At 71.3% G+C, this 20,061-nt stretch carries 21 protein-coding genes; 14 read left to right on the top strand and 7 right to left on the bottom strand.

Translation table 11 applies throughout. From position 1 onward, the window contains the following. Positions 1 to 13: 13 nt before the first annotated feature. The 10 genes from OG520_RS41565 to OG520_RS41520 all read left to right on the top strand — a co-directional run bounded on the left by OG520_RS41565 (position 14) and on the right by OG520_RS41520 (position 11,249). Positions 14 to 952: a 3-hydroxyacyl-CoA dehydrogenase NAD-binding domain-containing protein gene (locus tag OG520_RS41565; RefSeq protein ID WP_331749540.1), complete on the top strand. Its 939-nt coding sequence runs from the start codon at positions 14 to 16 to the stop codon at positions 950 to 952. Continuing rightward, positions 945 to 1,214: a phosphopantetheine-binding protein gene (locus tag OG520_RS41560; RefSeq protein WP_331748349.1), complete on the top strand. Its 270-nt coding sequence runs from the start codon at positions 945 to 947 to the stop codon at positions 1,212 to 1,214. The genes OG520_RS41565 and OG520_RS41560 overlap by 8 nt, the downstream gene beginning before the upstream one ends. Beyond that, positions 1,199 to 2,377, top strand: coding sequence for an acyl-CoA dehydrogenase family protein (locus tag OG520_RS41555; RefSeq protein ID WP_331748346.1), 1,179 nt, complete (start codon positions 1,199 to 1,201; stop codon positions 2,375 to 2,377). Before OG520_RS41560 ends, OG520_RS41555 begins: the two co-directional genes overlap by 16 nt. Continuing rightward, positions 2,374 to 3,573: a hypothetical protein gene (locus tag OG520_RS41550; RefSeq protein ID WP_331748343.1), complete on the top strand. Its 1,200-nt coding sequence runs from the start codon at positions 2,374 to 2,376 to the stop codon at positions 3,571 to 3,573. The genes OG520_RS41555 and OG520_RS41550 overlap by 4 nt, the downstream gene beginning before the upstream one ends. Continuing rightward, a complete protein-coding gene (locus OG520_RS41545; protein ID WP_331748340.1) occupies positions 3,570 to 4,883 on the top strand; it encodes an acyltransferase domain-containing protein in 1,314 nt (437 codons plus the stop codon). The genes OG520_RS41550 and OG520_RS41545 overlap by 4 nt, the downstream gene beginning before the upstream one ends. A 38-nt stretch (positions 4,884 to 4,921) precedes the next feature. Beyond that, a complete protein-coding gene (locus tag OG520_RS41540; RefSeq protein ID WP_331748337.1) occupies positions 4,922 to 6,343 on the top strand; it encodes a condensation domain-containing protein in 1,422 nt (473 codons plus the stop codon). Continuing rightward, positions 6,340 to 6,576 (top strand): acyl carrier protein, encoded by a 237-nt coding sequence (locus OG520_RS41535; protein ID WP_331748334.1) that lies wholly within the window; start codon positions 6,340 to 6,342, stop codon positions 6,574 to 6,576. Before OG520_RS41540 ends, OG520_RS41535 begins: the two co-directional genes overlap by 4 nt. After that, the gene (locus OG520_RS41530; protein ID WP_331748331.1) at positions 6,573 to 8,114 is read left to right on the top strand and encodes an AMP-binding protein; all 1,542 of its coding nucleotides are present in this window, start codon (positions 6,573 to 6,575) and stop codon (positions 8,112 to 8,114) included. The genes OG520_RS41535 and OG520_RS41530 overlap by 4 nt, the downstream gene beginning before the upstream one ends. 65 nt (positions 8,115 to 8,179) lie before the next feature. Further along, positions 8,180 to 9,928 carry a non-ribosomal peptide synthetase gene (locus OG520_RS41525; RefSeq protein ID WP_331748328.1) on the top strand — a complete coding sequence of 583 codons (1,749 nt, stop codon included), beginning with the start codon at positions 8,180 to 8,182 and terminating at the stop codon, positions 9,926 to 9,928. After that, on the top strand, positions 9,918 to 11,249 hold the full coding sequence (locus OG520_RS41520) for a condensation domain-containing protein (protein WP_331748325.1): 1,332 nt from the start codon (positions 9,918 to 9,920) through the stop codon (positions 11,247 to 11,249). The genes OG520_RS41525 and OG520_RS41520 overlap by 11 nt, the downstream gene beginning before the upstream one ends. A gap of 161 nt (positions 11,250 to 11,410) precedes the next feature. On the opposite strand, the gene OG520_RS41515 is transcribed toward OG520_RS41520, so the two are convergent. From OG520_RS41515 to OG520_RS41505, 3 genes are all read right to left on the bottom strand, one after another. Beyond that, positions 11,411 to 12,148, bottom strand: a complete 738-nt coding sequence (locus OG520_RS41515; RefSeq protein ID WP_331748322.1) for a methyltransferase — start codon at positions 12,146 to 12,148, stop codon at positions 11,411 to 11,413. Between the two features lie 279 nt (positions 12,149 to 12,427). Continuing rightward, positions 12,428 to 13,093, bottom strand: coding sequence for a UbiX family flavin prenyltransferase (locus OG520_RS41510; RefSeq protein WP_331748316.1), 666 nt, complete (start codon positions 13,091 to 13,093; stop codon positions 12,428 to 12,430). A gap of 78 nt (positions 13,094 to 13,171) precedes the next feature. After that, positions 13,172 to 14,611: a UbiD family decarboxylase gene (locus OG520_RS41505; protein WP_331748314.1), complete on the bottom strand. Its 1,440-nt coding sequence runs from the start codon at positions 14,609 to 14,611 to the stop codon at positions 13,172 to 13,174. A 234-nt stretch (positions 14,612 to 14,845) separates the two neighbouring features. On the opposite strand from OG520_RS41505, the gene OG520_RS41500 reads away from it, so the two are divergent. From OG520_RS41500 to OG520_RS41485, 4 genes are all read left to right on the top strand, one after another. Beyond that, a complete protein-coding gene (locus tag OG520_RS41500; protein ID WP_331748311.1) occupies positions 14,846 to 15,838 on the top strand; it encodes an Lrp/AsnC family transcriptional regulator in 993 nt (330 codons plus the stop codon). A gap of 49 nt (positions 15,839 to 15,887) precedes the next feature. Then, complete coding sequence (locus tag OG520_RS41495) at positions 15,888 to 16,217, top strand: hypothetical protein (RefSeq protein WP_331748308.1); 330 nt, start codon at positions 15,888 to 15,890, stop codon at positions 16,215 to 16,217. Between the two features lie 44 nt (positions 16,218 to 16,261). Then, positions 16,262 to 16,714, top strand: coding sequence for a hypothetical protein (locus OG520_RS41490; RefSeq protein WP_331748305.1), 453 nt, complete (start codon positions 16,262 to 16,264; stop codon positions 16,712 to 16,714). Positions 16,715 to 16,793: 79 nt separating this feature from the next. Beyond that, the gene (locus OG520_RS41485) at positions 16,794 to 17,099 is read left to right on the top strand and encodes a GntR family transcriptional regulator (RefSeq protein WP_331748302.1); all 306 of its coding nucleotides are present in this window, start codon (positions 16,794 to 16,796) and stop codon (positions 17,097 to 17,099) included. A gap of 41 nt (positions 17,100 to 17,140) precedes the next feature. Here OG520_RS41485 and lgt read toward each other — a convergent pair whose 3' ends face one another. From lgt to OG520_RS41465, 4 genes are all read right to left on the bottom strand, one after another. Next, a complete protein-coding gene (lgt, locus tag OG520_RS41480) occupies positions 17,141 to 18,040 on the bottom strand; it encodes a prolipoprotein diacylglyceryl transferase (RefSeq protein WP_331748299.1) in 900 nt (299 codons plus the stop codon). A gap of 148 nt (positions 18,041 to 18,188) precedes the next feature. Further along, on the bottom strand, positions 18,189 to 18,842 hold the full coding sequence (locus OG520_RS41475; protein WP_331748296.1) for a hypothetical protein: 654 nt from the start codon (positions 18,840 to 18,842) through the stop codon (positions 18,189 to 18,191). Further along, positions 18,839 to 19,363 carry a TetR/AcrR family transcriptional regulator gene (locus OG520_RS41470; RefSeq protein ID WP_331749537.1) on the bottom strand — a complete coding sequence of 175 codons (525 nt, stop codon included), beginning with the start codon at positions 19,361 to 19,363 and terminating at the stop codon, positions 18,839 to 18,841. Before OG520_RS41470 ends, OG520_RS41475 begins: the two co-directional genes overlap by 4 nt. 321 nt (positions 19,364 to 19,684) lie before the next feature. Continuing rightward, entirely contained in the window at positions 19,685 to 19,948 is a 264-nt protein-coding gene (locus tag OG520_RS41465; RefSeq protein WP_331748293.1) for a hypothetical protein, read from the bottom strand. Positions 19,949 to 20,061: the final 113 nt, after the last annotated feature.

Here is a 20,061-nt window from a genome sequence, read left to right as displayed (position 1 = left end):
GGGCGCCGGCACCATGGGCCGCGGAGTCGCGCAGCTCTTCGCCGAGCAGGGGCACGAGGTCGTTCTGGTGGACATCGCGGACCAGGTCCTCGACTCCGCGCGAGCGCAGATCGGCCGGGACGTGCGCTTCGCGCGGCTGCTGCGCCCCGGGACACCGGACCGGGTCCCGGAGGAGGTCGTGGGGCGGATCAGGTTCACCACGGACCTCAAGGAGGTGCGGGGGGTCGACTTCCTCTTCGAGAACACCACCGAGAACTGGGACCTCAAGCGCCCTCTCTACGGTGAACTCGACTCCCTGTGCGCCCCCGACGTGCCCTTCGGCGTCAACACCTCCGCGATCCCCATCACCCGGGTCGCCTCCGCCACCGGGCGGCCCGACCGGGTGATCGGTACGCACTTCATGAACCCGGCGCCCACCAAACCCACCGTCGAGCTGATCCGCGGCCACCACACGTCCGACGAGACCCTGGCGCGCACCCAGGACCTCCTGGACCGTGCGGGCAAACGGCACATCGTGGTCGGGGACTCACCGGGCTTCGTGACCAACCGGGTCCTGATGCTCACGCTCAACGAGGCGATCTTCCTGCTCCACGAAGGCGTCTCCGGGGCCGCCGAGATCGACCGCCTGTTCAAGGAGTGCTTCGGGCACGCCATGGGGCCGCTGGAGACCGCCGACCTCATCGGCCTCGATACGGTGCTGCTCTCGCTCGATGTCCTGTGCGACAGCTTCGACGACCCCAAGTACCGCCCGTGCCCGCTGCTGCGCAAGCTGGTCGATGCGGGGCTCCTCGGCAGGAAGACGGGCCAGGGCTTCCACCGCTACGACACCCCCCGGGGCCGCCCCACGCCACGGCGTCACGACCCCCACCAGTGCCACGAAACCCACCGGAACGACGACGACACCCACCAGACCCACGAGTCCGACAAGTCGGGAGAGCGACGGCATGGTTGAGGACGACAGGCACCTGATCCGCGCGTTCATCGGCTCGCACGTCGGCGAGGAGTCCGTGGACGACGACGTGGACCTCTTCGCGAGCGGATACGCGACCTCGCTCTTCGCCGTCCAGCTCGTCATGTGGGTCGAGCAGACCTTCGACCTGGTGGTGGGCGGCGAGGACCTCGACTTCGCGAACTTCTCCTCGGTCGACGCCGTCGCGGCCTTCGTGGACGGCAAGCGCGCCACCGTCGGAGGTGGGGCGTGGACTTCGAACTGAGCCCGGAGCAGCGCCGGTTGCGCAAGGACGTCATCGCCTTCGCCGAGCGGGAGCTCGGCAAGGACACCCCGGCCGACGACCGCGAAGCCCGCTTCCCGCGCGCCGACTGGGAGCGGTGCGCCGCGTTCGGCGTGCTCGGCTGGCCCGTGCCCGAGGAGTACGGCGGCGCCGGCCTCGACCCGCTGACCACGATGATCGCCCTGGAGGCACTCGGCTACGGATGCCGGGACAACGGCCTCGTCTTCGCCGTCAACAACCACCTGTGGGCCTGCACGATTCATCTGCTGCTCCACGGCAGCGACGAGGTGAAGCGCGCCTACCTGCCGTCCCTGTGCGCCGGCAGTCTCATCGGCGCCCAGGCACTCTCCGAACCCGAGGCCGGCTCCGACCTGCTCGGCATCACCACCGTGGCGCGCCGCGACGGCGACGTGTACCGGCTCGACGGCACCAAGTGCTTCATCAGTAACGGACCGGTGGCCGACGTCTTCGTCGTCCTCGCCCGCACCGGCGACGAGGGCCGGAAGCAGAACCAGCTCACCGCGTTCGTCGTCACCGCCGACCTGCCCGGCGTCGTCAAGAAGGCCGAACTGTCGAAGATGGGCCTGCGGTCCACCCCGATGGGCGTGATCGAGTTCGACGGGACGCCGGTGCCCGCCGCGAACGTCCTCGGCCGGGAGGGCGGCGGCTACGGCGTCTTCACCTCGTCCATCGAGTGGGAGCGTTCCTTCATGTTCGCGCCGCAGGTCGGCGCCATGGAGCGGCTCCTCGACGCGTCCGTGCGGCACGCCAACTCCCGGGAGCAGTTCGGACGTTCGATCGGAAACTTCCAGGCCGTCTCCCACGAGATAGCCGACATGAAGATCCGTCTCGAACTGGCGCGGATGCTCCTCTACCGGGTCGGCTGGCTGAAGCGCGAGGGCCGGCTCGCGCTCCTGGACGCCACCATGGCCAAGATCTTCGTCAGCGAGAGCCTGGTGCGGACCGCCATGGCGGCCGTCGAGGTGCACGGCGCCCGCGGCTACCTCACCGACGAGGGCATCGAGCGGGAACTGCGCGACGCGCTCGCCGGACCCATCTACGCCGGAACCAACGCCGTGCAGCGCGGCATCCTCGGCGAACTCATCGGAGTGCGCGGCGCGTTGTCGACCGGGGAGCCGCGATGACCCGGATACCGCTCGACGCCCCGGTCCCCGCCGCACTCGCCGACGAACTGGCCAAGCGGATCTACTTCGTCTCCGACCGGATCACCGACTTCACCCTGATCCGCTCCGGGGACACGGTCACCGCGGTCGACGTCACCACACAGGACGCGGCGGCGGCCGACCTCGACGCACTCACCCGCAAGCTGCACCTGGTCGTCGCCAACGACGTCCTGAGCCAGCGCCAGGTGGAACCCAAGGTGGTGTGGCGCTCCGCCGAGGCCGGCGCGGTCCGGGACGTCTTCCCCGAACTCCTGGCGCGAGGCGTCGCCGCGGAGCTGGGCGAGGGGCAGATCGCGCTCGGCGAACCCGTCCTGTCCCTGATGGACCACCTCGACGCCGAGATACGCGCCCTCGTCCTGGACGAGTTCGACGCCCACGAGTTCCGCTACCCGACCCTGATGTCCGCCCCCGCGCTGCGCCGTACCGGCTACTTCGAGTCCTTCCCGCAACTCCTCATGCTGGTCTCACGGCTGCACGGCGACGTCGACACCTACCGCGCCTTCCTGTCCACACTGACCGGCGGCGACGGGGACGACGGCGGCGATCTCGCCGCGGCCCTGCGCGAAAACACCGGCGACATCGACCACGTCCTGCCGCCCACCATGTGCTTCCACACCTACCACCAGTACGCCGACGGTCCACCGCCCGCCCCGAACACGGTGGTCACCTCCCGTGGCAAGGCGTTCCGGTACGAGTCCCGCTACCGCCGCTCCCTGGAACGGCTCTGGGACTTCACCATCCGCGAGATCGTCTTCCTCGGCACCCCCGACTTCGTCCTCACCTCCCGCGCCCGGCTGATGGAACGCGCCTACGCCCTGACGGAGTCGCTCGGACTCGGCGGCCGGTGCGAGGTCGCCGGCGACCCGTTCTTCCTCAACGAGTCCGCGGCCGTCCGGGCCTGGTCCCAGCGGCTCCTGGAGATGAAGTACGAACTCCGGCTGCCCCTGGACGACGAGCGGGACGTGGCCGTCGCCTCCTTCAACTACCACGAGCAGTTCTTCGGGAAGTCGTTCGGCATCCGCGACGCGGGCGAGCGGCCCGTGTTCACCGGCTGCGCCGGTTTCGGCCTCGAACGCCTCACCTACGCCTTCCTCTGCCGGCACGGCGCCGACCCGGCACGCTGGCCCGCCCACGTGCGCAAGGCGGTGGCCCGATGAGCGGACCGCCCCGCCTGCTGACCCTCAGCGCACCGACACCGGACGCCCTGGAGCGAGCCAGCGACGCACTCGCCGACCAGCTCCACACCCTGGACGACGGCGCCGCCGCCCCGGCACCGGACCTCCCCGGGGCCACGGCGCCCCCGGGAACCGTACGCCGCGTGCTCGTCGCCACCTCGGCGGCCGACGCGGCACGGTGGCTGCGCCGACGCGACCCCCGCCGCGTCTTCACCGCGGGCCCCGGAACCTGCGCCTCCCGCGTCTTCCTGTTCTCCGGGGTCGGCGACCAGTACCCGGGCCTGGGCGCCGGCCTGTACCGGTGCGTGCCCGCCTTCCGCCGCGAACTCGACCGCTGTCTGCGTCCGCTCGCCACCGACCACGGCCTCGACCTGCGCCCCGTGCTCTTCCCACCGGAGGCCGACCCGGCGGCCGACGACGCACGCCCCGACCTCGCGGCCCTCTTCGAGCGGCGCGAGAAGCCCCAGGAGATCCATCGCACGGTCGTCGCCCAGCCGCTGCTCTTCGCGATGCAGTACGCGCTGTCGAAGGCCCTGTCGGACCTCGGCGCCGAACCGACCGCGCTGGCCGGGTACAGCGTCGGCGAGTACGTCGCCGCCTGCGTCGCCGGGGTCTTCTCCCTTCAGGACGCGCTGCGACTGATCGCAGGCCGCGCCCGGCTCGTGGAGGCGCTGCCGAAGGGCGCGATGCTCGCCGTCACGGCCGGAGCCGACGAGGTCACCCCGCACCTCGCGCCCGGCGTGTCGCTCGCCGCGCTCAACAGCCCCGGACAGACCGTGCTCTCCGGCCCCGTCGAGGCCGTCGAGGAGAGCGCGCGGACCCTCGCCGCACACGGCGTGGCCTGCCGCCGCCTCGTGACCACCCACGCCTTCCACTCCACGATGACCCGGCCACTGACCGAACCCCTCGAAGCGCTCCTCGCGACGATGCCGATCGAGGCCCCCCGCCTGCCCGTACTCTCCAACGCCACCGGCACCTGGCTGCGCGCCGACGAGGCCACCGACCCCGGCTACTGGGCCCGGCAGTTGAGCCGCACCATCCGGTTCGCCGACCAGCTGGCCGAGGTGTGGCGGCTGCCCGACCCGATGCTGGTCGAACTGGGTCCGGGACAGGCACTCTCCCGTCTCGCGCTCGCCCATCCGGGGCGCCCCGCGGACGCCGCCGCCCGGGTGGTGCAGACGATGCCCGGCCAGTTCGAGAGCCGTACCGAACGCGAACTGCTGCTCGGCGCGGCAGGCCGGCTGTGGGCCGCCGGAGTCGAGATCGACTGGAGTGCCGTGCGATGGGAGTGAACGACATCGCGCCGCCGAAAGCAGAAGGGAACGCATCAGTGAGCGGTCGGACCACGCGCACCGGCAGAACAGCGCCCGCATTCCGCACCGGCCCCCACCCGGAGCCCGTTCCGCTGTCGTGCTCGCAGGAGCGGCTGTGGTTCCTGCTGCACCTCAACCGGGGCATGCGCGCCTATCAGTTCCAGGCGACCCTCGAACTCACCGGAACATTCGACGCCGCCGCCCTCGCGAAAGCACTCACCGAGGTGGTCAGGCGCCACGAGGTCTACCGCACGACCTTCGCCGCCGGCCGCGAGGGACCGCGGCAGATCGTCCACCCGCCGTTCCCCGTCGAGCTGCCCGTCGAGGACCTGCGCGACGCCGCCGACCCCGAGGAGGCCGCCCGCGCGGCGGTGCGCGAGGCCGTCCGCGTCGACCTCCCCTTCGACCGGCTCCCGCTGGTCGACTGGCGGCTCCTGCGCACCGGACCCGACCGGCACGTCCTGCTCCACCTCGAACACCACCTGATCCACGACGGCTGGGGCTTCAACGTCTTCGTCGAGGAACTGTGCTCCCTGTACGGGGCCTACGCGCAGGGCCTGCCGTCACCGCTGCCCGAACCCGCGCTCCAGTTCGCCGACTACGCCGTCTGGCAGCGCGAGTGGCTCCGGTCGGCGGACGCCGAGCGACAACTGGCGTACTGGACACGCCAACTCGACGGCGTGCCGCCCTACTTCGACCTTCCCACCGACCGGCCGCGCACCGCGCGCCGCCGGTTCACCGGTGACACCCTGCGCGTCACCGTCCCGGCCCGCGTCGCCGACCAGGTCCGCGACCTCGCCAGGCGCGAACGCGTCTCCCTGTTCACGGTGATGCTCGCCGCCTTCCAGGTCCTGCTGCACGGCTGGTCCGGCAAGGACGACTTCTGTCTCGGGACCGGCATTGCGGGCCGCGGCCGCCCCGAGACCGAGAACCTCCTCGGCATGCTCGTGAACACCGTCGCGCTCCGCGCCGACCTCCGCGGCGCCCCCACCTTCCAGGAACTGCTCACACGCGTTCGCGCGACCACGCTCGGCGCCGTCCAGCACCAGGAACTCCCCTTCGACCAGGTGGTCACCGCACTGCGGCCGCCCCGCGTCCCCGGCCGGCAGCCCCTGTCCGAGGTCGCGTTCGCCTTCCACGACTCGCCGCTGGGCGCCGTGACGATGCCGGGACTCGACGTCGCGGTGACCGTCGGCGTCACCAACGGCAGCGCCAAGTTCGACCTCAGTGTCGTCGCGATCCCCCGCGCCGAGCAGGCGATCGGCAAGGGCGAGAACACCGAGAGGGACGTCGAGCTCATCTGGGAGTACGACCGGGAGCTGTTCGACGCCGAGACCGTCGCGCGGGCGGCCCGCCGCTACGAGGACCTCCTGGCCGCCGTGGCCGCCGACCCGCACCAGCGCCTCGCCACCCTGACCGCGCCACCGGAGGAACGATGACCGAGGACGACACCCTGTTCGCGGTGCGCGACGCCTGGGCCGAGACCCTGGCGCTCGACCCCGACGACGTACCGATCGACGTGGGCTTCTTCGACGCCGGCGGCAACTCGCTGCTCCTGGTGATGCTCTCCGAGCAGCTCGCGGACGTCGCCGGGCACCCGCTGCCCGTCGCGGACCTCTTCCAGCACCCGACCGTGCGCGCCCAGGCGGAGCTCCTCGCGGGTGGCCGGTGAGCAGCACCCTCTACGAGGTGTTCGCCGACACCGCCGAGCGCCGGCCGGACGCGCCGGCCGTCGAGCTGCCCGGCCGCACCCTCACCTACCGCGAGCTGGGACAGGCCGCCGACGCCCTCGCGCAGCGGATCAGGGCCGTGCGGCCGACCGTCGCGCGCGTCGGGCTGCTGGCCACCCGCAGCACGGTCGCCTTCGCCGGCTATCTGGCCACGCTCCGGCTCGGCGCGGCTGTCGTGCCCCTCAACCCCGAGCACCCCGACGACCGGCTCGCCCGCGTCCGGGAACAGGCCGCCGTGGACGTCGTCGTGGCCGACGCCGCCGCCGTGCGCGGCAGCGACCACGCGTGGGCGAGCGGCCTCCCGGTCCTTTCGCTCACCGACGACGACGTCCTCGCCGCCGCACCGGACGGCACGCTGCCGCCGTACCGTCCCGACCCCGATGCCACCGCCTACGTCCTGTTCACCTCCGGCACCACCGGACGCCCCAAGGGCATGCCGCTGCGGCACCGGCACGTCCTGCCCTTCGTCCGCGAGTGCCTCGCCCGGTACGAGGTCGGACCGGGATGCCGTATGTCGCACACCTTCGACCTGAGCTTCGACCCGTCCGTCTACGACCTCTTCGTCACCTGGGCCGGCGGCGCCGTGCTGGTCGTGCCCGGCCGCGGCGAGATGTTCAGCCCCGTCGACTACGCGGCGGGGCGTGCCCTGACCCACTGGTTCTCCGTGCCCTCCGCCATCTCCGTCAGCGCCCAGATCGGCCGGCTGCCCACCGGGCCGACCACCGGGGCCACCCCGCCCGGCGCGACCACCGTCCTGCGCTACAGCGTCTTCGGCGGCGAGCAGTTCACCCTCGACCAGGCGCGCGCCTGGCACGCAGTCGCCCCCGGCTCCCGTATCGACAATGCCTACGGCCCCAGCGAGGCCGCCGTCGCCTGCGCCGCCTACCGGTTGCCCCGCGACCCCGCCCACTGGCCCCGTACCTCCAACGGCACCGTCCCCATCGGCCAGGTCTTCGACCACCTGGAGCCGCTGCACGACGCGGGCACCGGTGAGCTGTGCGTACGCGGACCCCAGCGCTTCGACGGCTACGTGGACCCCCGCGACGACACCGGACGCTTCCACGGCCCCGCGGACGGCGGACGCCCGGGGCCCGAACACTTCTTCCGCACCGGCGACCGGGTCGGCGTCGAGGACGGCCGGCTCGTCCACCTGGGACGCCTCGACGACCAGGTGAAGATCCGCGGCCTGCGCGTGGAACCCGGCGACGTCGAGGCGACCCTGCGCCGACTGCCCCAGATCCACGACGTCGTCGTGACCGCCGTGCGCCGCGACGACATCGCCGAACTGGTCGCCTGCTACACCGGCGAGGCCGTACCGCCCCGCGACCTGGTCCGCGCCCTGCGCACGAGTCTCCCCGTCCATCTCGTGCCGCGGCGCTTCCTGCACCTGGCGACCCTGCCCCTCAACGCCAACGGCAAGACCGACCGGCAGGCGCTGCGGGCCCTCGCCGACCGGGCCGCGCGTGCCGGGACGCCCTGAACCCCCACCACCCCGGCCGACCGGGACCGGAGCGACCACCCGAACCAGTAACTGGAGGAGCTGACATGGGCCTGCTGCGTGGCGCCGCGACCCCCTACCCCGCGGACTCGACCATCCCCGAGCGCTTCGCCGAACAGACGCGGGCCCGCCCCGGCGAGGCCGCCGTCGTGGACGGCGCGCACTCCCTCACGTACGCCGAACTCGACCGGCGCTCCGACCAGCTCGCCCACCTGCTGCGCGAGCGGGGCGTCGGCGACGAGACCCGGGTGGGCGTCCTCCTCGACAGCGGCCACGAGATGATCACCGCCCTCCTCGCCGTCCTCAAGGCCGGGGGCGCCTACGTCCCCGTCAACCCCGGATACCCACGCCGCCGCCAGGACGACATGCTGGCCGACGCGGGCGCGAGCGTCGTCGTGCGCGCGCAGGACGTCCGGGCGGCCGGCGCGCGGGACACGGACGGCGGCGTCGAGCCGGTGGCGGGGCCGCGCTCCCTCGCGTACGTCCTGTTCACCTCGGGGTCCACCGGCAGGCCCAAGGGCGTGATGATCGAGCACCGGTCCGTGCTGCGGCTCGTCTGCGGCGGCGACGTCGTCCCGCTCGGCCCCGACGAGCGGATCGCACAGGTGGCCGACCCGTCCTTCGACGCCTTCACCTACGAGGTCTGGGGCGCCCTGCTCAACGGCGCCACCCTCGTCGTCGTCCCCCGCGAGGTGGTCCTCGCGCCCGGCGAGCTGAAGCGGACGCTCGACACGCACCGCATCACCACCCTGATCCTCACCTCGGCCCTGTTCACCGAGGTCATGGCCGACCGGCCCGACAGCTTCGGCGGCCTGCGCAACCTCGTCGTGGGCGGCGACGTGCTCAACGTCGCCCGAGCCCGCTTGCTCACTTCCGGCGCGCCCGCCGACCGGCCCGACCGCTTCGTGAACGGCTACGGCCCCACCGAGACGACCGTCTTCGCGGTGCGCGCCCAGGTCGACACCGTCCCCGCCGACGCGACCGCCGTGCCCATCGGCGGACCCGTCGCGAACACCTCCTGCTACGTCCTGGACCAGGACCTCAAGCCGGTGCCCGACGGCACCACCGGCGAACTCTTCATCGGCGGCCCCGGCGTCGGCAGGGGCTACGTGGGACGTCCCGACGAGACCCGGGAACGCTTCCTGCCCGACCCCTTCGCCGACGAGGACCGAGCCGTGATGTACCGCACCGGCGACCTGGTCACCGCCCGCGCCGACGGCACCCTCGACTTCGCCGGCCGCGCCGACCACCAGGTCAAGATCCGCGGCTACCGCGTCGAGCCCGGCGAGGTGGAAGCCGTCCTCACCACCCACCCCGGCATCCGGCAGGCGGCGGTCACCGTGGACGAGTCCACCGGCGACCGGCGCCTGGTGGCCCACGTGGTGCCCGCCGCGACCGACGGCGCACCCGACGGACTGCGCGAGTTCCTCGCCGGCACGCTGCCCGAGTGGATGATCCCGGCCGCGTTCCTCGCCATGCCCCAACTGCCCCTGACCGTCGCCGGAAAGGTCGACCGGCTCGCTCTCCAGGCGCTGCCGGTGGCCGCCCCCGACGCCGGTGCCGAGGCACCCCGCACCGACCTCGAACGCCGCCTCGCGGCCACCACCGCCGACATCCTGGGCCTCGCGTCCGTCGGCCTGACCGACGACTTCTTCGCGCTCGGCGGGCACTCGCTGCTCGCCATGCGGCTGGTTTCCCGGGTCAACGACACGTTCGACGCGGATGTGGACCTCGGGGAGTTCCTCTACGACCCGACCGTGCTCAGGCTGGCCGCCGAGGTGTCCCGTGAGCGATGACCGCGAGGTCTCGCCCGCCCAGCGGAAGGTATGGATACTCGACCGGTTCCGCCCGGGATCGGCCGTCTACACCGTCCCCCTGATCTACCGCGTCGACGGCGACCTGGACGTCGCGGCGCTCGACCGCGCCCTGAGCGAGGTGGTCCGCAGACACGAGGTGCTGCGGACCGTCTACCGGATGCGGGCGGGCGCCGTGCGTCAGGTCGTCCGTCCCGCCGGGACGGTGAACGTCCCCGTCGTGGACGTCTCGGGGCACCCGGACCCGGATGCCGAGGCGCGCCGCCGCGCCGATGCGGAGGGCAAGCGGCCGTTCGACCTGGCGGCAGGACCGGTCATCAGGCCGTTGCTCCTGCGCGCCGCCCCCGACCGGCATCTGCTATGCCTGACTCTTCATCACATTGCCTGCGACGGCGGGTCGTTGCAGATCCTGGAACACGAACTCTCCGTCTGCTACCGGGCGGCGCGACGGCGGGAGCCGTCCGGGCTCCGGCCCCTCGACGAGCAGTACGCCGACTTCGCCGCGTGGCAGACGAGCCGGCTGACGCAGGCGAGGACCGGGCCGCTGGTCGAGCACTGGCGCACCCACCTCGCCGGACTCCCCGCCCCCGCGAGCCTCCCGGCCGACCGCGAACGCCCAGCCGTCCAGGGGGTGTTCGGCGGACATGTGCGCTTCAGCGTCGAACCGGCGGTGACCGACCGGACGGTGACGCTCGCCAAGGCGTGCCGGGCGACGCCGTTCGCCGTGCTGCTCGCGGTGTACGCGGCCCTCGTGCGGCTGCGCGGCGGCGGCGCCGATGTGGTGATCGGGGCGCCGGTGACGTCCCGGCAGCGCGAGAGCCACCACCGGATGATCGGCATGTTCGTGAACACGCTCGTCCACCGCGTCGACGTGTCGGGGCAGCCCACCTTCGAGGAGCTCGTGCACCGGGCCCGTGACGAGAGCCGCCGCGCGATGGCGCACCAGGCCGTGCCGTTCGACCTGCTCGTGGACGAGTTGAAGCCCGTACGCGACCCGGGCTTCAACCCCGTCTTCCAACTCATGCTGGGCTACCAGGAGGCCGCCCGGGAGGAGGGCGCGGGGGGTGGCCTCACGCTGTCCGGCTGCGCGGTGCACGGGGAGTTCGGCGACACCGCGACGGCCAAGGTCGACCTCTCCCTGACCGTCACACGCTCGGGCGCGGGCTGCTCGGGGCGCCTTGAGTACAACACCGACCTCTTCGGGGCGGCGACAGCACGGGACATCGCCGAACAGTTCCGTACGATCCTCGCCGCGGGCACCGCCGATCCGCAGCTCAGGCTGGGGGAGCCGGACAGGCCTTAGGGCCTGTCCGGCGGATCATGGCCGGGGTCGCGGCGGCTGACACGGCACCTCGCAGCGTTGCCGAAACGTCCGAATAGCTCCGCTATCAGGACGCTCCGGCGCCTTGCGATGCACCGCACCAGCCGCCGCGCCCTGTCCGACCCTGATCCGCCGGACAGGCCCTAGGCCGCGGGAGCGGTGCGCCGGAACTCGTAGAGCACGTACACCAACGACGTCAGGCCGCTGCCGTCGCCGTTGCGGGGGCCCGAGTAGTCCGCAGGGAGGGCGATCTCCTCCCTGCGGTACACGGACGCGGTGAACCCCGACCGCGCGGCCAGCTCGTGGAGGCGCTGCGGATTTCCGAGGGTCTCGCTGAAGCCCAGGAAGACGCGTGTGGTCTCGGACATGTGCTGTTCGAGGCCGGCGAAGAACGCGCCGTGCATCTTGTAGTCGGAATCGAAGGCCGCGTAGTCGATCTGGCTTCGGTAGTCGTGCTCGACCGGCGCCTCGACGAACGGTGAATTCCAGTAGATCAGGTTGAACGTCGTGCCCTCGTCGAGCCCGGAGAACAGATCGCTGGTCAGCGTGGTGACCTTGTCGCCCACACCGTGCCGCGTCGCGTTCAGCTCGGCCGTTTCGGCCGCCGCCGGGTTGATGTCGAGGGCACAGACCCGCGAACAGCCCCGCATCGCCGCGATGACGGCCGTCACGCCGGCGCCGCAGCCGACTTCGAGGAAGCTGTCGACCTCCTCGTAGGGGAGCCAGGACGTGAAGAGCTTCGTGGCGACCGCGTTTCCCGGCCACACGTCGGGGAGCAGATGCCATTCGAGGTCGAAGACCGTGAAGGTGTCCTGCGGCGGACGCTCCCGGAAACGGGAGAGGTCCCACTGCCCCACGTCATAACTGAACTCATTGAGCATGTGGACTCCTGTCGGGTCTCGCGGCCGGCCGGGCGCGCGTCACGAGCTCCGACGCGGCTCCAACGGATCATCCACGCCGCCGAAACCTCCGTCAACGGCGTTCCAGGCCGGTGTCGAACGGCTGAAAAGCGATCTGGTGGGAAGTGAAATGATCTTCCGTGGACGGTGGAGTGAAGAGCGGCCGGAGATCGGCCGCGAACATGAACTCCGTGTGCATCCGGAGCGCAAGACTTCGTTCCGTGCCAGAGCCCAAGGGCGGTCCGAGCCCCGCCCATCGGGCTACCGGCGTTCGCCGTCTCCTGGGCTGAGCTGCTGCGGCCGGTCCACTCCTGACATGAGTCCGCGACTGCGCGTATGGGCCAGGCCCTGCCACCGCGCCGCGATGTCCGCGGTGCCCACGGGGAGATCGAACTGGTCGAGGATCCGCATGACGATGTGGTCCACGAGGTCGCTGATGCCGTTCGGGATGTCGTAGAAGGCCGGCATCGGGGGGACGATGCGGACTCCCATACGGCAGAGGGCGAGCATGTTCTCCAGATGGATCTCGTTGAGCGGTGTTTCCCGGGGGACGAGGACCAGCGGGCGGCGTTCCTTGAGCGTGACGTCGGCTGCGCGGGCGATCAGGTTGTCGGCCAGGCCATGCCGTACCGCCGCAAGCGTCTTCATGCTGCACGGGACGATGACCATGCCCGTGACCGGAAAGGAGCCGGAGGAGATCGTGGCGCCCAGATCACCGAACTTGTGTGTCACGTCGGCGAGTTCGGCGCAGTGCCTGCTGGTGCAGGGCGTCTCCACCTCGATGGTGGAGCGGGCCCAGGTGCTCAGCACCAGATGGGTCTCCACCTGCGGCACCTCCCGCAGGATCTCCAGCAGGCGGACGGCGAGCGGGGCCCCGGTGGCGCCGGTGACTCCGACGATGAGGCGGGTGGGGGAAGCGGTTGTCACGGCGGGCTCCTGTTGCGGCGGAAGAGGACGGACTGGCACGGGGAGGGGGCGCGCCGCCCCCTCCCTTGCGGTGCCGGGCTACATCGACAGGACGCCCGCCCAGCGCTCACGCAGCTCGTCGCGGGTCGTCTCGTCGACGCGGTTGGCTGCCGGGTACTGGTCCTTCCATGCGAACGGCTTGCACGCGTCGATCAGCACGATGCCCATCGACAGGTCGCCGGCGGCGCGCTTGTCGGGCGACAGCCGCGGGTCGATGGCGGTGGTGGGCGCGCGCAGCACCTGAATGGACTCGGACGGGTCGACCCGGGTGAACATCGCCCACAGGACGTGGTTGACGTCGGTGATGTCGATGTCCTCGTCGACCACGACGAAGTACCGCTCCATGCCGCCGGTGCGCTTGCGCCCGGCCGCCGCGAGCAGTGCGTGCATGGCGTCGCCCGCACCGGTCTGCTCGATGGAGACGACCATCATGAGCTGGCGGGCATACGCCCACACGCCCTTGATGTTCTGGACGCCGGAGGCCTCCAGATGGTCCCAGGTCACCGATGCCGAGTACAGCGGGACGGCCTGGTCACCGGCCGGGACGGTCGGGAGCATCGGCGGGGCGCCCAGGATGATCGGGTCGTTCCGGTGCATGATCCGGTCGACCCGGACCACGGTCTCCTGGCCCGAGTGCGTGTAGTAGCCGGTCCACTCCCCGAAGGGTCCCTCCAGCACGGACTCCTCCTCGACCGGCGGCAGTTCGCCCTGGATCACGATCTCCGCGTACGCCGGGACCGGAAGGTCGCTGCCCGGTGCGTACAGGACCTCGACACCCTGCCCGCGGAGTCCGCCCGCCAGGTCGTACTCCGACATCCCGGACGGTGCGGCGATCGCCGCGGCTGTCGACAGGATCGGGTCCTGGCCCACCACCACCGCGATCGGGCAGGTCCGGCCGCGCTTCCAGTACTTCTCGGCAATCGCCTTGGCGTGCCGGTTGCCGAGCATCCACAACGAGAGCCGGTCCCGGCCCTGGACACAGGCCCGGTAGGTGCCGACGTTGACCCAGCCGCTGTCGGGGTCGCGGGTGATGACCATGCAGGCGGTGCCGATGTAGCGGCCGCCGTCCCCGTCGTGCCACTGCGGCGTGGGGAAGATGCCGAGATCCACGTCGTCGCCGACCAGGACGTTCTCCAGGACCGGGCCCGTGGCCACCTCCACCGGAGGGATGGGTTCGAGCTGCTTGCTCAGGTCCTTCCAGGCCCGCACGATGTCGAGCTTCGGGGTGTCGTGGGGCAGCCCGAGCGCCACTGCGGTCCGGGCAGCGGTCCCCATGAAGTTGGTGAACACACGGTGCCCCGCCGGGTAGCCGGGGATGTTGTCGAACATCAGCGCGGGGCCTTCCTTCTCCGCCATCAGTTCGGTGATACCGCCGATGTCCAGGTCCCGGTCCGCGCCGTCGATCCGGAGGACCTCGTCCTTCCCGAGCGTCCGAGTCATGTGGTCGATGTAGTGCCGAAGGTCACGGAATGCGTTCATGTGTCGTCGGGGAGCCGGGCGGTGCACCCGTGTCTCCCGTCCTCCTCTTCTCTTGCGTGACTTCTCTTGCGTGACGGCGGCGGCTGCGCATGGAGCAGTTGCCCACAGGGGGGAGCAGCTTCGCGAGGACAGTCACCGCGCGGGCCTGCATCGCCAGGATCCGGACCGGCCCGGACCGGGTGCAACGAGCCCGGACGCGGATGCCGGATATTGCGCGAGTGAGAGTCTGGATGCGTGGAATACATCGATCTCCAGCTCATTCATGCACTACAGATTGATGGCCGCGCACCACTGCGCCGGATTGCCTCAGTGCTGGGCATCTCCGACCAGATGGCCGCCCGCCGCTACGCCCGGCTGCGCGAGACGGCCGGGCTCCGAGTCGTGGGCCGGCTCAATCCCCGCCCCGTCGGGCAGACCGTGTGGGCACTTCGGCTGCAGTGCGTCCCCAGCGCCTCGCTCGGCCTGGCCCAGGCACTGGCCGAGCGCGAGGACACGCGATGGGTACAGCTCGCCTCCGGCGGAACCGAGATCATCTGCCACCTCGCAGTGCACAGTGACAGCGACCGGGACGCGCTGCTGATGGACCGGCTCCCTTCGAGCCGCCGGGTCACCTCGATCACCGCGCACCGCATGCTGAGGCTGTTCAAGGGCGGCCCGACCACCTGGGACGGTCCCACTTCCGCGCTGAGCCGGGAACAGATGGACGCACTCGCGCCTTCGTACCCGCCCCCTCGCGCCCAGGCGGCGCCGGTGGAACTCACCGATCTCGACCACGTCCTGCTCGCCGCGTTGAAGCGCGACGGCCGCGCGCCGCACGCCGCGCTGGCCGTCGAGGCCCGCTGCCACGAGTCGACGGTGCGCCGCCGCATCGCGCACCTGCGCACGGCCGGAGCACTCTTCTTCGTGCTGGACATGGACGAGCGTCTGCTGGGCAACCCGTCCGGCACCGCCATCTGGATGTCGGTGCAGCCCTCGCAGCTCGCCGCCGCCGGCGCCGCGCTGGCGGGCCACCCCGAAGTGGCGTACGCCGCCGCCACCACGGGGCGGACCAACCTCCTGGCCAACGTCCTCTGCTCCGACGACGAGTCCCTCTACGCGTACCTCTCCGACCGCATCGGTGCTCTCCTGGGCGTCGACACGGTCGAGACCGCCCCGATCATCCGCACCCTCAAGCGCGACGGCGCCGTCGCACGCAACCACGGCCTCGGGATCGGTGCGCGCCGTTGATCGTGCGGCCGGGGTCCCCGGCATCCCGACGCGCTGACGGCCCGGCGACGTGAACAGTCCGGTCACCGCGGTTCACCCCCGCTCGGCGGGGCCGTCCAGGCCATGGCCGACGCGAAACCCAGATCGTCGAACCGGGCCCCTCCTCGTCGCGGCCGGCGAGTCCGCCCTGGTCGTCGCGATCGGCGCCGCGCTCGGTGTCGTGGTGACGCTGCCGCCGCCGGCGGGCTTGGCCTCCGGTCTCTCGCAGTCCACCTCGTCCGATGTGAGCCTGCACCTGAACAGCGGTGCCATCACCACCGCCGTCATCGGCACCCTGCTGGCCGCCGTGCCGGCCGGGATCGGGGTCACCGCGAAGACGGTGCGGAGACGGGCGGTGTAGAGCACGACGCAGGCCAGGAGCGCCTGCGCCGGAGAGCCGGATGGGTGGACCTGATCGTCGCCGCCGCCACAACGGGCTCGGCGAACGCCGACGGCCGGTCAGGAGGTGCTCTGTCCCTCGCGTACTCGGAGGGCGCCCAGTTGCTCTCGCCCATGGCCGGCCCCTACTACGCCTGGCCGGTCCTCGGCGGTCTCGCCCCAGGAACCGTTGCCTGCGCATTGCTCCTGCGCCGTGTCACCGCGTGGTACGGGAGCGACGATCAACGCCGTACGAGAGTCCGGGCGACGGTCGGCGCATGGGGAGTGCTGGTGACCGCCCCACTGTTCGCTGTCTCCTTGACGATGGGCGTTGTGGTGCTGAGCTTGTCCTGCGCGGGCGGGATGAAGGACGTGGCCTTGTGGGAACTGGCCGTCACGGCCCTCATCTCCGCACTGACCGCGTGTCACTGTCTGGGTGTCCTGTTGCTGCCGCGGGCCTACATCAAGGCTCGACCATGACAACCCATGGCATCAGCATCAGCGTCAACCACGCTTCCCCGTCCCGCCGTACGAGCAACTCCGTTCACAACTGGCCGATTTGATCTCCATCGGCCGACTGACCCAGGGGGACAGGCTGCCGTCCGTACGCCAGCTTGCCTCCGACCTCGGGCTGGCCAACAACACCGTTGTACGGGCCTACCGCGAACTGGAGACCGCGGGCCTGGTGAAGAGCCGCCGAGGTTCTGGAACCCAGGTCATCGCCCCTGCGGCCACGACCGACCGCACAGCGAAGCTCGCGGAACACGCAAGCGGATACGCTGCCGCCGCCAGGCAGCTCCATGCCACTGACGAGGAAACCCTCGCGGCGATCCGGCATGCTCTCGCATGTCGCGACACACCATGACCCCGGAGAGAACCACTTCGCGCCGCCGGCTGTCTCTCGTGTCATCGTGCGTCGCTGCCCCCTGACTTGACGGCGACGTCCAGGCGCGGCTCGCCGGCCCTCTCGTTGCCGCCCTCGTTCTCTGGTTGCGACACGTCGTCGATGCCCGGGTGGCGGCGGGCCGACACGACAAGGCAGGCGATGGCGCCGAGGAAGACCACGACAGAGGTCCAGTTGTTCAGGCGCAGGCCGAGGAACGTGTGGGACTCGTCGATGCGCAGGTACTCGGTCCAGAACCGGCCGGCCGTGTAGGCGGCGACGTACAGGCAGAGGGTCCTGCCGTGACCGAGCGCGAACCGGCGGGCCGCCCAGAGAACCAGTGCGGCGACGCCGATGTCCCAGAGGGACTCGTAGAGGAAGGTGGGGTGGTACGTCGCGATGTCGGGCATGCCGGACGGACGGTGCGCGCGGTCGATCTCCAGGCCCCAGGGGAGCGTGGTGGGGCGGCCGTAGAGTTCCTGGTTGAACCAGTTGCCCCAGCGACCGATCGCCTGGGCCAGGGCTATGCCGGGGGCGACCGCGTCCGCGTAGGCGGGGAAGGGGATGCGGCGGCGACGGCAGCCGATCCACGCGCCGACCCCGCCCAGGGCGATGGCGCCCCAGATGCCGAGCCCGCCCTCCCACACGTACAGGGCCCGGATCGGCTCGCCGTGTTCGCCGAAGTACGCGTCGGGGCTGGTGATCACGTGGTACAGCCGTCCACCGACGAGGCCGAATGGCACTGCCCAGATGGTGACGTCCGCGATGACGCCCTGATCCCCGCCCCTCTCGACCCAGCGTCGGTTGCCGAGCCAGACAGCCACGAACACGCCCAGGATGATGCAGAAGGCGTACGCCCTCAATGGCACGGGGCCGAGGTGAAGGACCCCGGTCGAAGGACTGGGAAGGTAGGCGAGATCCATGGTCACTCCGTAGAAGTCTCAGTCGATCAGAAGCCCGGCTGGTGATGGCACACTGCGCGGCGGGCCCCACCCGTGACTCGGGCCGCTTCCTGGCGAGTTGCCGATGAGGTGCCGGTGCCCGGCCGGTCCGGGTCCCGGAAGTCCGGGCTCAGGCGCGGCGCCTGAGGGCTGCGCCGAGTACGGCGATCCAGATCAGCAACAAGGGCAGTGAAATGAATGCCGCAGGGGTCAAGGCGGTGGACAGAAGCAGGTAACCGATGCCGGACACGGTGATCGTGGCGGCGAGGACCCAGCCGATGACGGCCTCCCGACGCCGCAGCAGTGTGCCGTGCCGGGAAGCCGCACAGGCAGCCGCGGCGAGCACGGCGAGCGCGAACATCTTGACACCGTCCGCACGCTGGACCGCCTCGAACAGTGAGCCGGTCCTGCCCGGTGACGCTGGATCAGCTCCACGTACTGCGACCAGTTCCAGGACGAGTTGCACGCAGGCGAGCATCCCCGCGACTCTCCCCGCCCATCCGGCCGAGCGAGCCGCAGTGCTGCCGGTACGGCGGGCCCGGTCGAGGAGTCCGGATCCGACGACCACCAGGCAGACAGCCGCCACACCGTGAACGAGCAGTGCCTGGGCGACCGCCTGGACCGGCCGGTCGGCGTAGGCGGTCGTGATTTCGGCAGGTGTGTCACCGACTTCGGGTGTGGCTCCCCATGCGGCGGCGAGGCCGAGAACCCATGCCACGGCGTGCGTGTACCCGGCGGCGCGGGCGGAGGCGCCGGTGACGGGTTCCTTGGCGATGGCGGTCACGCGTTGTCTCCCCCGGTCTTGGTCCGGATTGCCTGGGCGAACGCCTCGCAGCCGGTGCGCCAAGCGGATTCCAGGTCCGCGCCGGCCGGGAAGCGGCCGTCGAGTTCGAGCACGACCATCCCGTGCGCGAATGCCCAGAACGAGCGCGCGACGTCAAGGTCGCCGTGCACCGCGTGGGCCAGCGGCATCGCCGCGCGATCTTCGAGTCCCTCGGGGAGCGAGGTGCGGGCGAGCGGACGATTATGGGTGATGCGGTAGAGGTGCGGGCTGGCGAGAGCGTGCCGCCGGTAGGCGCGGGCGAGCACACACAGGGGCGGTTCGACGCCGATCTCGGCCGCGGCGGCCTCCAGGTCCTCCGCCAACTGGATCATCCCCTGGGTCTGGAGCCCGGCCTCGACAGCTGCCTTGTCGGGAAAGTGCTTGTACAAGGAAGGCGCCCGGATGCCGACACGCTCGGCGATGCGCCGCATCGACAACGCATCCGGCCCCTCGGCGTCGAGCAGTTCCCGGGCGGCGGCCATGATCTGCTGCACGCGGTCAGCCACGGCGGGCCGCCCGCGCGACCGGGATGCCGGTGGGCCGTCCGGATCCGGAAACCGGCATCCGAACAGCGGGCGGGAGCGCTGGTGCCTCCCACCTATCCCGGAGGGGCCGGGTCGGGACACTGCCGCACGGGGTGCTGCTGACTGGGGCGGTGTTCACTGCGGCCCTCTCGCGTTGCCACTGACCGACAATGGCTAACGGTGTTAGCCGCGTGGTGTCACGTTAGGGCTAACAGTGTTAGCCGTCAAGGCCGGAGGGTGTCGGACTCCGACCGGCCGAGCCCGAACGGCAAGGCACGCTCAGGGAGTTCGCACCCGGTCGGTCCGGTTCGACGCACGGTGCCGTGCCGCGGTGTGCGGGGAGCGGCGTTCGCGGACGGCGGGCAGGGGGATGGCCCGTACCGGCGGGGCGTCGCGCCGCACTGGACGCCCGGAAGCGGTTCTCCGCGCCGCACTGGATACCCAAAAGCGGTTCTCCGCGCCGCGGTTGGCGACCAGGTCCTGGGTCGTCATCGCCAACCAGTTCGGCTCCGGCGGCCGCTGTCCAACGGTGGCCTCGCTCATGTTCGCTCCTTGCGACATGATTTCGCTGCCTGAGGTATCGATCGCATGGGCAGGACCGGCGAGCCGACGGTCGATGCCGACGCACTGGTCGACATGGTTCTGCCGCACTTCGC

Origin of the sequence: Streptomyces sp. NBC_00984 (assembly GCF_045162475.1) — a bacterium.
GTDB lineage: Bacteria > Actinomycetota > Actinomycetes > Streptomycetales > Streptomycetaceae > Streptomyces.
The sequence above is the reverse complement of the archived record's forward strand: the minus strand, read 5'-3'. Positions and strand labels throughout refer to the sequence as shown.

Excerpts from the sequence above, each read along its gene's own strand:
- OG520_RS41550 (WP_331748343.1), top strand. The coding sequence starts at position 2,374 with ATGACCCGGATACCGCTCGACGCCCCGGTCCCCGCCGCACTCGCCGAC.
- OG520_RS41545 (WP_331748340.1), top strand. The coding sequence starts at position 3,570 with ATGAGCGGACCGCCCCGCCTGCTGACCCTCAGCGCACCGACACCGGAC.
- OG520_RS41470 (WP_331749537.1), bottom strand. The coding sequence starts at position 19,363 with ATGGCCGCCGCCCGGGAACTGCTCGACGCCGAGGGGCCGGATGCGTTG.
- OG520_RS41565 (WP_331749540.1), top strand. The coding sequence starts at position 14 with ATGGGCCGCGGAGTCGCGCAGCTCTTCGCCGAGCAGGGGCACGAGGTC.
- OG520_RS41465 (WP_331748293.1), bottom strand. The coding sequence starts at position 19,948 with ATGAGCGAGGCCACCGTTGGACAGCGGCCGCCGGAGCCGAACTGGTTG.
- lgt (WP_331748299.1), bottom strand. The coding sequence starts at position 18,040 with ATGGATCTCGCCTACCTTCCCAGTCCTTCGACCGGGGTCCTTCACCTC.
- OG520_RS41505 (WP_331748314.1), bottom strand. The coding sequence starts at position 14,611 with ATGAACGCATTCCGTGACCTTCGGCACTACATCGACCACATGACTCGG.
- OG520_RS41535 (WP_331748334.1), top strand. The coding sequence starts at position 6,340 with ATGACCGAGGACGACACCCTGTTCGCGGTGCGCGACGCCTGGGCCGAG.
- OG520_RS41525 (WP_331748328.1), top strand. The coding sequence starts at position 8,180 with ATGGGCCTGCTGCGTGGCGCCGCGACCCCCTACCCCGCGGACTCGACC.
- OG520_RS41560 (WP_331748349.1), top strand. The coding sequence starts at position 945 with ATGGTTGAGGACGACAGGCACCTGATCCGCGCGTTCATCGGCTCGCAC.
- OG520_RS41515 (WP_331748322.1), bottom strand. The coding sequence starts at position 12,148 with ATGCTCAATGAGTTCAGTTATGACGTGGGGCAGTGGGACCTCTCCCGT.